General features: G+C 71.6%; 6 protein-coding genes and 1 pseudogene. 1 reads left to right on the top strand and 6 read right to left on the bottom strand.

All coding sequences use genetic code 11. The features are described from left to right. Positions 1-184: 184 nt before the first annotated feature. The 6 genes and pseudogenes from QH270_RS18925 to QH270_RS18950 form a co-directional block, all read right to left on the bottom strand. A pseudogene (locus tag QH270_RS18925) lies at positions 185-589 on the bottom strand (DnaJ domain-containing protein); the annotation flags it as partial. A gap of 24 nt (positions 590-613) precedes the next feature. Continuing rightward, complete coding sequence (gene grpE, locus QH270_RS18930; protein WP_280344176.1) at positions 614-1177, bottom strand: nucleotide exchange factor GrpE; 564 nt, start codon at positions 1175-1177, stop codon at positions 614-616. Further along, on the bottom strand, positions 1174-3021 hold the full coding sequence (gene dnaK / locus QH270_RS18935; protein WP_110037649.1) for a molecular chaperone DnaK: 1848 nt from the start codon (positions 3019-3021) through the stop codon (positions 1174-1176). The genes grpE and dnaK overlap by 4 nt, the downstream gene beginning before the upstream one ends. A 283-nt stretch (positions 3022-3304) precedes the next feature. Then, positions 3305-4849 (bottom strand): dynamin family protein, encoded by a 1545-nt coding sequence (locus QH270_RS18940; RefSeq protein ID WP_280344178.1) that lies wholly within the window; start codon positions 4847-4849, stop codon positions 3305-3307. Beyond that, positions 4846-6687: a dynamin family protein gene (locus QH270_RS18945; protein ID WP_280344180.1), complete on the bottom strand. Its 1842-nt coding sequence runs from the start codon at positions 6685-6687 to the stop codon at positions 4846-4848. Before QH270_RS18945 ends, QH270_RS18940 begins: the two co-directional genes overlap by 4 nt. Before the next feature lie 17 nt (positions 6688-6704). Beyond that, the gene (locus QH270_RS18950) at positions 6705-7412 is read right to left on the bottom strand and encodes a hypothetical protein (protein ID WP_280344183.1); all 708 of its coding nucleotides are present in this window, start codon (positions 7410-7412) and stop codon (positions 6705-6707) included. Between QH270_RS18950 and QH270_RS18955 the strand changes: the two genes are divergently transcribed. After that, positions 7365-9954 (top strand): hypothetical protein (locus QH270_RS18955; RefSeq protein WP_280344185.1); only part of this gene is annotated, 2590 nt, incomplete at its 3' end. The genes QH270_RS18950 and QH270_RS18955 overlap by 48 nt on opposite strands.

Here is a 9954-nt window from a genome sequence, read left to right on the forward strand (position 1 = left end):
GCCAGCTCGTACATCACCTGCTGGGCCAGATCGGGCGCTTCGGGGCGGGTGATGGTAGAGACCTCGTTGAGCAGCCGGTTGCCGGTCTCGGGCACGGTGTCGATCACCGGGACGACCGCGACGATGTCGCTGGTCTGGCCCGCCTGGGCGGGGCCGGGGGGGGGGGGGCGGGCCGGGCGCGCGCCCCCCCACCCCGGTTGAACAGCCCACCCAGCAGATCGCCGAGCCCACCGTCACCGGGAGCGCCCGCGCCACCGGCCTGACCGAAGATGTCACCGATGTTGAAGTCCTGCGAGAAGCCGCCGGCGGCACCGGGATTGAACCCGCCGCCGTAGCCGCGACCGCCGCCGCCCGCGAACAGGCGACGAGTCTCGTCGTACTCCTTGCGCTTGGCCGGATCGGACAGCACGGCGTTGGCCTCGCTGACCGCCTTGAACCGCTCCTCGGCCTTGGTGTCACCCGGGTTGGAATCCGGGTGCAGGTCGCGGGCCAGCTTGCGGTAGGCCTTCTTGATCTCGTCCTGCGAGGCGCCGGAGGAGACGCCCAGCTCCTTGTAGAAGTCCTTCTCGATCCACTCCCGTTGGCTCACCGGGCATCTCCTCCTCTCGCGTTCCTATTGGTTGTCGCCGTCGGCATCCGGATCCGATGCCTCGGTGGCCTCGGCATCGGTTACCCCGACCAGCGCGTGCCGAAGCACCCGCTCGCCGAACCGATAGCCCTTGCGCATCACCACGCCGATGACCGGATCGGCGCCCGAGCCCTCGTGCTGCACGGCCTCGTGCAGCGTGGGGTCGAACGGATCACCGATCGCACCGAACTCGACGAGACCCTGCTTGGTCAGCGCGGTCTCGAGCTTGTCGGCGACGGCCTTGAGCGGGCCGGTCTCCAGGTCGCCGTGCGCCCTGGCCCGGTCCAGATCGTCGAGCACACCGAGCAGTTCGGTGACGACGGCGGCCTTGGCCGCGTCGATGTTCGCCTGACGATCCCGCTCGACCCGGCGGCGGTAGTTCGCGTACTCCGCGGTCAACCGCTGCAGGTCGGCGGTGCGCTCGGCCAGCTCGTCGCTGACCGGCGCCTCGGCCTCGCCGTCGGTGTCCGGCTCCGTCGCCTCGGCGGCGGAGTCGGCGTCCTCGACGATGTCCTCGATCAGCTCCTGTTCGGAGTTGGCCTCGGTCACTTCTTCTCCGTGTCGACCGGCTCGTCAACGACCTCGGCGTCGACGACCTGATCGTCGTCGTTCGCGGGACCGGCACCGTTGCCGTCGGCGGCGGCGTCGGCGGCCTGCGCCTCGTAGAGCGCCTGGCCCAGGGCCTGCGACTCGGTGGCCAGCTTCTCCACGGCGGTCTTCACCGCGGCGATGTCGGTACCGGCGAGCGCCGTGTTGGCCTCGGCGATGGCCGCCTCGACCTTGGACTTCACGTCCGCGGGCACCTTGTCCTCGTTGTCCTTGATGAACTTCTCGGTCTGGTGCACCAGCGACTCGGCCTGGTTGCGGGTCTCGGCCTCCTCGCGGCGGGCCTTGTCCTCGGCGGCGTGCGCCTCGGCGTCCTTGACCATCCGGTCGATCTCTTCCTTGGACAGGCCGGAGCCGTCCTGGATCTTGATCTTGTTCTCCTTGCCGGTGCCCTTGTCCTTCGCCGTGACGTGGACGATGCCGTTCGCGTCGATGTCGAAGGTGACCTCGATCTGCGGCACGCCGCGCGGGGCCGGGGGCAGGCCGGTCAGCTCGAAGGAGCCGAGCAGCTTGTTGTGCGAGGCGATCTCACGCTCACCCTGGAACACCTGGATCTGCACCGACGGCTGGTTGTCGTCGGCGGTGGTGAAGGTCTCCGAGCGCTTGGTCGGGATGGTGGTGTTGCGCTCGATGAGCTTGGTCATCACGCCGCCCTTGGTCTCGATACCCAGCGACAGCGGGGTGACATCGAGCAGCAGGACGTCCTTGACCTCGCCCTTGAGCACACCGGCCTGCAGGGCGGCGCCGACGGCGACGACCTCGTCCGGGTTCACGCCCTTGTTCGGCTCACGGCCACCGGTCAGTTCCTTGACCAGCTCGGAGACGGCGGGCATACGGGTGGAGCCACCGACGAGCACGACGTGGTCGATGTCGGCCACGTTGATGCCGGCGTCCTTGATGACGGACTGGAACGGCGCGCGGGTGCGATCCAGCAGATCGGAGGTGATCTTCTGGAACTCGGCGCGGGTCAGCTGCTCGTCGAGGAACAGCGGGTTCTTGTCCGCGTCGACGGTGATGTAGGGCAGGTTGATCGAGGTGGACTGGCTGGAGGACAGCTCGATCTTCGCCTTCTCGGCGGCCTCGCGCAGACGCTGCATGGCCATCTTGTCCTTGGTCAGGTCGATGCCCGAGCTGGCCTTGAACTTGTCGACGAGCCAGGTGACGATGCGCTCGTCCCAGTCGTCGCCACCGAGGTGGTTGTCACCGGAGGTCGCGCGGACCTCGACGACGCCCTCACCGATCTCCAGCAGCGAGACGTCGAAGGTACCGCCACCGAGGTCGAAGACCAGGATGGTCTGTTCCTTGTCGCCCTTGTCCAGGCCGTACGCCAGCGCGGCCGCGGTGGGCTCGTTGACGATGCGCAGCACGTTCAGACCGGCGATCTGGCCGGCTTCCTTGGTGGCCTGCCGCTGAGCGTCCTCGAAGTAGGCGGGGACGGTGATGACCGCGTCGGTGATCTCCTCGCCCAGGTAGGCCTCGGCGTCGCGCTTCAGCTTCATCAGCGTGCGCGCGGAGATTTCCTGCGGGGTGTACTTCTTGCCGTCGATCTCGACGTTCCAGTCGGTGCCGATGTGGCGCTTGACCGAGCGGATGGTGCGGTCGACGTTGGTGACGGCCTGGTTCTTCGCAGGCTGGCCGACGAGAACCTCGCCGTTCTTCGCGAACGCGACGATCGAGGGGGTGGTGCGCGAGCCTTCCGAGTTCGCCACGACGACCGGCTCGCCGCCTTCGAGAACGCTGACGACCGAGTTCGTGGTCCCGAGGTCGATTCCGACCGCACGAGCCATAGTGATTCCTCCTGTTAGACGTATGTATGTGAGTGCTCTCAGGCCGAACCCCAGGCACATCACGCGGAGCACAGCCTCAGCAACGCTGAGCGTGGTCAGCTCAATCCTGCCCCCGAGTTCCGTCGCGAGTCAACTAGAACTTGAGTGAGTCACGCTCAAGGTTGTCGATGTGCACAACCAACACCTGCGAGAATTCATTCCCGACCGCGAAGAAAATTTCTTCCGGCACGGCCTACTTCCCCTGATCGGCGGTCCGGCCGCGCGCAGGGGGCGCGGCCGGGCACTATCCACCGAGTTCGGCGATGATGCCTTCGGCGCTGCGGGCCGCGGTGCGGCAGGCGGTAGCGGTGGACTGGTCGGCGAGGGGGTGGCTCGCGCGGGCCCGCCACTTGCGGACGGCGGTGAGGGCGGTGGCGTGGATCGCGGGCGGGGCGGCGTCGGCGGGGAGGCCGAGACGCAGGTGGGCCGCGATGCCCGCGCCACCGAGCAGGCGGTGGAGTTCGGTGAGATCGTCCGGGGGGAGGGGCAGTTCGTCGGTGCGCAGGCGGCCGAGCAGGCGCAGTTCCGCGAAACCGTGGACGTCGGCCAGGCGGGCGCGCACCCGCGGGAGCAGGTGGTCGGCGTCGGTGCCGGGGTTGGCGGCGATCACCCTGGACAGGGTGGTCAGCGCCGAATGGGCCTTCAATTGGTCCGCGCGCTGGCCGAATTGGACGTCCAGGACCGAACGCAGCTCGTCGATGCCGCTGCGGGCGGCCAGTTCGGCCGACAGTGTCGCCGAGTCGCGCACGCCGAGCCGGATGAGCGTGGTGGCCATGCGAATACCGAACAGCCCGAAGCGATCGGCGAGCTGGGCGCGCAGCTCCGGCGCCACCGGCAGCGGAATATCGGCGCGGGCGAAGCGATCCGCCGACAGCAGGGCCACCCCGAGATCCTCGGCGGATACCCCGGCCAGTGCCTGGAAGGCGGCGAACTCGGGCTGACGCAGGGTGACCGCGGCGAAGGCGAGCAGCCCCGCCACCGGAATCACCGCCTGGCACAGGCCCGTTCGCTCCAGCTCACCCGCGAACCGGGCGGCCACGTCGCGCGCCGAATGCAGCGCGTCGATGCGGCCCGCGCCGATCTCGTCGGCCCGGGACACGACACCGACCACGCCGAGCGGGCCCGCGCCGTCCGCCCCACCCACGCCGAGTTGCTCGAGAAAATGCACGTCGGCGGCGTCGAGGCGGCGCAGCAGATAGACGACGGCGTCGGCGCCCGGCGAGGACAGCGCGGGCTGATCGAACGCCGCGTCACCCGGGGTGAGCAGCTCGATCGTGCGGCGTGAGACCTCGCGCGAGAGCGAGGAGGTGCCCGGCGTATCGATGATCGTGGTCTGCGCCAGCGCCGCCGACGGCCAGCTCACCTCGAGATGGTCGACGCCGCTCGCCGCCGCGTCCCAGCGCAGGCCGTCCAGGTCGAAGGCAAGGCCGTGCGCGCCGCCACCGCGCCGGACGACCACATTGGCGCGGGCGCCCTCCGGGGAGAACGCGGTGACCGACGGCGTCGCGCCGTCGCGGTACCAGGTGACCAGCCGGGTGCACTCGGTCGCGTCGGTCGGCGCGACACTCTGCCCGACCAGCGCGTTCAGCAGTGTCGACTTGCCCGCCTTGATCGACCCGGCCAACGCCACCCGCAGCGGCTCACGCAAACGGTGCTCGCAGTCGGCGAGCGCGGCACGCGCGTACGGCTGGCGATCGAACGCTCGCGCCGCCGCGCCGACCAGCTGCCGCGCCTCGGCCAGAATCCCCTGTACGTGGCCGGATGGCGCGGTGTCGAAACGGTGGGTCACCCAGATACCGTACCGGCGGCCGCGTGCCTTCCCGACGGCTTGTCCCCTTGCTCGACCAGCATCGAATCGGCGTAGCGGCGCAGCTCGGCGACGGCATGCAGTTGACGTTCCAGCACGGCGGTGCGCTCGGCGCGCTGCGTCGCGGCCATCGTCGCCGCGTCCTGCGCGGCGCGCAACGACGCGTCGATCGAGCGCAGACTGCGGTCGGCGACGCCGGCGAAATGGTCGCGCAGGGCGCGATGGATGCGGTGCAGGCGATCCTTGGTGTCCTTGGCGGCCTGGAAGGCCACGTCGTCGAGGAAGCGGCGCACCTCCGCGTTGGCCTCGACCCGGCGGCGGGCCAGCCGGGCGGTCTTGTCGTCGCGATAGGCCTTGCCGCCCACGATCAGCCCAGCGCCGAGCGAGATCGGGTTCAGCATCGCGAGCCCGGCGAAAGTGGTGGCCAGGCCGACCATCAGCACGCCGCCGTAGGAACCGCGCATGCCCACGAGGATCTTGCTGGTGAAACCGATATCCGGTTCCAGATCGGCCAGCGAACCGGTGCTCGTCACCGCGCGCTCGTCGCCCACCTCCGGCAGCTCCACCGCGCCGACCTCGGCGAAATGGTCCGCGATCCGCTCGGCCAGCAGTTCGGTGCGCCGGTGGGTGAGCAGGAGGTTCTCGCCGAGGGCGGTGTCCACGGCGTCGGAGAGCCACTCGGCGATCGCGCCCCAGTGGCGTCCTGGATCGTGCTCATCGATCCATTCCTGGCCCGTGCGGGCGATGCCGCGCAGACGCTCGCGCAGATCGTGGTCGACATCTCCGACCAGATCGGTGATCCCGTCGGCGAGGGTCTGCTGCCAGCTCGCGGTGCGCCGCTGCAACTCCTCCGCGGCCGCGCGCGCGGTCTGCAGTTCGGTGATGGCGGCCGAGCCGAGCGCCGGATCGCGCAGCGCGACCAGCTCACTGCCCAGCGCCAGCGCCAGATGTTCGGCCGCCGAATGCAATTCACGGGAGACCGCCTGACGCGTCGCGGCGTGGTCGCGGGCGACGACGCGGTCGCGGAGGAAGGCGAACAGCACGCCGAAACCGGACTCCCTGCCGAGTTCCGCGTCCTGCAGCCGCAACGCGTGCGCGCGCAGCAGGGCCGAGACCGGGATCGATGCCACCTCCAGCGTGCCGAGGTGGCCGCGGTTCGCCTCGAAAACCTGCTGCCAGTGGGGATACAGGTCAGTCTTGGTGAGCAACACCGCGACCGCCGGGCACAGTTCGCGGACCTGCCGGACGAAGGTGAGTTCGGGTTCGGTGAGCTCGGTGGACGCGTCGGACAGAACGAGCACCGCGTCGGCGGCCGTCGCCATGCCGAGAATGCTCGCGGTGCCGGTGCCGCCGTGCCCGCCGACGCCGGGAGTGTCGATCAGGACGATGCCGTCGGCCAGCAGCTGATTCGGGAGCTCGGCCTCGATCCGGACTATCTGTTTGCCCTGCGCCAGCGGGCTGCGCGGATCGATGGTGCCGATCTCGTCGAACGGGATCTCCACCCGCGACTCCTCGGCGCCGGGAGCCGCGAGCACCAGGTGGGCCCGCTGCTGCGCACCGTGGGAGAGGTGGAGCGGGAGGACCGTGGTGGTGTCGTCGCCGACCGGGCACACGTCGAGCCCGAGCAGCGCGTTCACGAACCGGCTCTTGCCCTGGTTGAGGTGGCCGGTGACGACGATCCGATGTCGTGGATCGCGCACCCGCTCGGTGACCTGCACCAGCCGGCCGACCAGGTCCGCGCGACCCGCGGCGCGGGCCGCCGCGACGGTGTCGGCCAACACCGTCGCCAGCGGCACCGCGTTCGGTGCGAGAGTCCCCATCCCGTTGTCCGTTTCGCTCAGTCGAACAGTCCGTCGGTGTGCGTATCGGCACCGGCGCCGGTGACGGTACTCGACTCGCCGAACAGCGACGTGTCGCCACCGAGACTCGAGCCGTGCAGGCCGGAGCCGAACGCGCTCGACACGTCGACCGAGGACCAGGTGTCGGCGGCCGTGGTGACGGCGCCCTGCGTCGTCGCGCCGCCGGTGAGGTCGCCGGTGGTCTGGGTCGTGCCCGCCACGTCACCGGTGAGGCCGGTTTCGCCGGTGAGGCCCGTGCTGCCGGTGAAGCCGGTGTCGCCGGCGATCGCGCCGGACAGGCCGCCGCCGAGGCCCGTTTCGAGGCCGGTGCCCGCGGAGCCGCCCAGGTCGGCTACGCCGCCGAGTCCCGCTTCCGCGCCGCTGGTCGCCGAACCGGCAAGGCCGACACCGGATTCCACCGCACCGCCGAGACCGGCTTCCGCACCGCCGACAGCCGAACCGGCGAGGCCGAGACCCGCGTCCACGCTGCCGTCGAGACCCGCCGTCGTCGAACCGGCAAGGCCGGTTTGCGCGCCGCCCGCGGCCGAACCAGCCAGTCCGAGGCCCGCGTCCACCGCGCCGCCGAGACCCGCCTGCGCGCCCGCTGCCGTCGAACCGGCAAGGCCGACACCGGATTCGACCGCGCCGCTCAGCCCGGCTTGGGCGCCGCCCGCCGCGGAACCCGCCAATCCGAGCCCGGTTTCCACCGCACCACCGAGACCGGCCTGCGCGCCGGCGGCCGTCGAACCTGTCAGGCCGAGGCCCGCGTCCACCGCGCCGCCCAGACCCGCCTGCGCGTCACCGGCGACCGAACCCGCGAGGCCGAGACCGGTTTCGAGGCCGATGCCGGTCGCGCCGGACAGTGCCGTGTCGAGACCGGTGCCGACTTCCGCGGATCCGCCACCGGTGAACAGTCCACCGAGGCCGCCGGTGAGATCGCCACCCGCGGCGACGGTGCCGCCGAGCCCGGTTTCCAGTCCGGTGCCGAGATCCGCGCCAGCACCGACCGCACCATCGAGCCCGGCCATCGCCGTCGTGGTCACCGCGGCACCGAGCCCACCCGCGGCCTGCGCCCCGGCATTGGCCGCCGCACCCAGGCCGGCGCCGACCGAGGTCGCACCGTTCACCCCCGCGTCGAGGCTGCCGCCGAGCTCAGTGGTGAGTCCCGCGGTCCCGCCGAGGAGACCGTCGACGGCACCCTCGAGCCCCGCACCCGCACCGACCGCCCCGGACAGCGCACCGTCGAGACCGGTGCCGATTCCGCCGGCCGCACCAGCCGCACCCGACAGCGCACCGCCGAGCCCGGCCGTCGCGTCGACGGCACCCTCGAGCGCTCCGTCGAGTCCGGCGCCGAGCGCACCGTCCACGGCACCACTGGCACCGGCAGCGAGATCAGCGCCCGCGTTCAGGGCGCCGTCCACACCGGCACCCACGGCGCCGTCCAGTTCGCCGCCCGCGTCGACAGCGCCCGACAGCGCACCGTCCACGCCCGCACCAGCACCGAGCACACCGTCGATGCCGCCACCGACAGCTCCCGTCAAAGCACTCTCCAGCCCTGCACCGGCCCCGGCCGCACCGCCTACGACACCTTCGAGACCGGCACCGACACCGGCGGCTCCGTCCAGAGCACCGTCGAGGCCGGCCGACAAGTCGCCGCCCGCACCGACAACACCCGACAGGGCACCGTCGAGCCCGGCACCGACGCCCGCGGCACCGTCCAGCGCACCGCCGAGACCGGCGCCCGCGTCGATCGCACCGTCAAGAGCGCCACCCAGCCCGGTCGAAAGACCAGCCCCCGCGTCGACCGCACCCGAGAGAGCACCGTCGAGCCCGGCGCCGACACCGGCGGCGCCATCCAGCGCACCGTCCAGACCGGCCGTCAGACCGGCGCCCGCACCTACCGCGCCCGCGAGGGCGCCATCGAGACCGGCGCCGATGCCCGCGGTGCCGTCCAAGGCGCCGCCGAGATCAGCACCGGCGTCGATCGCGCCGTCCAGAGCACCATCAAGACCGGCGCCAACACCCGCGACACCATCCAAGGCACCACCGAGACCGGCGCCCGCGTCGATCGCGCCGTCAAGTGCGCCACCCAGCCCGGTCGACAGATCCGCACCCGCACCGACAGCACCCGACAGAGCGCCGTCGAGACCGGCACCCACATCCGCGGCACCATCCAGAGCGCCGTCGAGCCCAGCCGCCAAGTCACCGCCCGCGCCTACTGCACCCGACAAGGCGCCATCCAGACCGGCACCGACACCCGCGGCACCATCCAGTGCGCCACCGAGCCCGGCCGCCAGATCGCCTCCGGCACCGACTGCACCCGTCAAGGCGCCATCCAGACCGGCGCCAACTTCCGCGGCTCCGCCAAGGGCGCCACCGAGACCAGCGCCAACACCCGCGGCACCATCCAAAGCACCGCCGAGGCCAGCACCCGCGTCGATCGCACCGTCCAACGCACCACCAAGGCCCGTCGAGAGGTCCGCGCCCGCACCGGCAACGCCCGACAGAGCGCCATCCAGACCAGCGCCAACGCCCGCGGCACCATCCAAAGCACCACCGAGGCCGGCCGCCAGATCGCCTCCGGCACCGACTGCACCCGTCAAGGCGCCATCCAGACCGGCGCCAACTTCCGCAGCTCCGCCAAGGGCGCCACCGAGACCAGCGCCAATACCCGCGGCACCATCCAACGCACCACCGAGGCCCGCCGCCAAGTCACCGCCCGCGCCAACCGCACCCGACAGCGCACCATCCAGACCGGCGCCAACGCCCGCGGCACCATCCAGAGCACCACCGAGCCCGGCCGCCAAGTCGCCGCCCGCGCCAACCGCACCCGACAGCGCACCATCGAGACCAGCGCCGATGCCCGCTGCGCCGCCGAGGCCGGCCGTCAGGTCAGTGCCCGCGTCTACGACGCCCGAGAGGGCACCGCCGAGGTCGGCGCCGATATTCGTCGCGCCGTCCAATGCGCCGCCGAGGCCGGCGGCCAAGTCGCCACCCGCGCCGACGGCACCGTTCAACGCACCACCCAGCCCGGCGGCCAGATCGCCACCGACACCAACGGCACCGTTCAGCGCGCCACCGAGACCAGCGGCCAGATCGCCACCGACACCGACGGCACCGTTCAACGCACCACCCAGCCCGGCGGCCAAGTCACCGCCCACGCCGACCGCGCCGTTCAGCGCACCATTCAGCCCGGCGGCCAGATCGCCGCCCACCGCGCCCCCCCCCGCGCCGGCCCCCGCCGGCGGG

The organism is Nocardia neocaledoniensis, from assembly GCF_029868625.1.
Taxonomy (GTDB): domain Bacteria; phylum Actinomycetota; class Actinomycetes; order Mycobacteriales; family Mycobacteriaceae; genus Nocardia; species Nocardia neocaledoniensis_A.

Bases quoted from the DNA above. Each gene is read 5' to 3' on its own strand.
- dnaK (WP_110037649.1), bottom strand. From the start codon at position 3,021: ATGGCTCGTGCGGTCGGAATCGACCTCGGGACCACGAACTCGGTCGTC.
- QH270_RS18945 (WP_280344180.1), bottom strand. From the start codon at position 6,687: ATGGGGACTCTCGCACCGAACGCGGTGCCGCTGGCGACGGTGTTGGCC.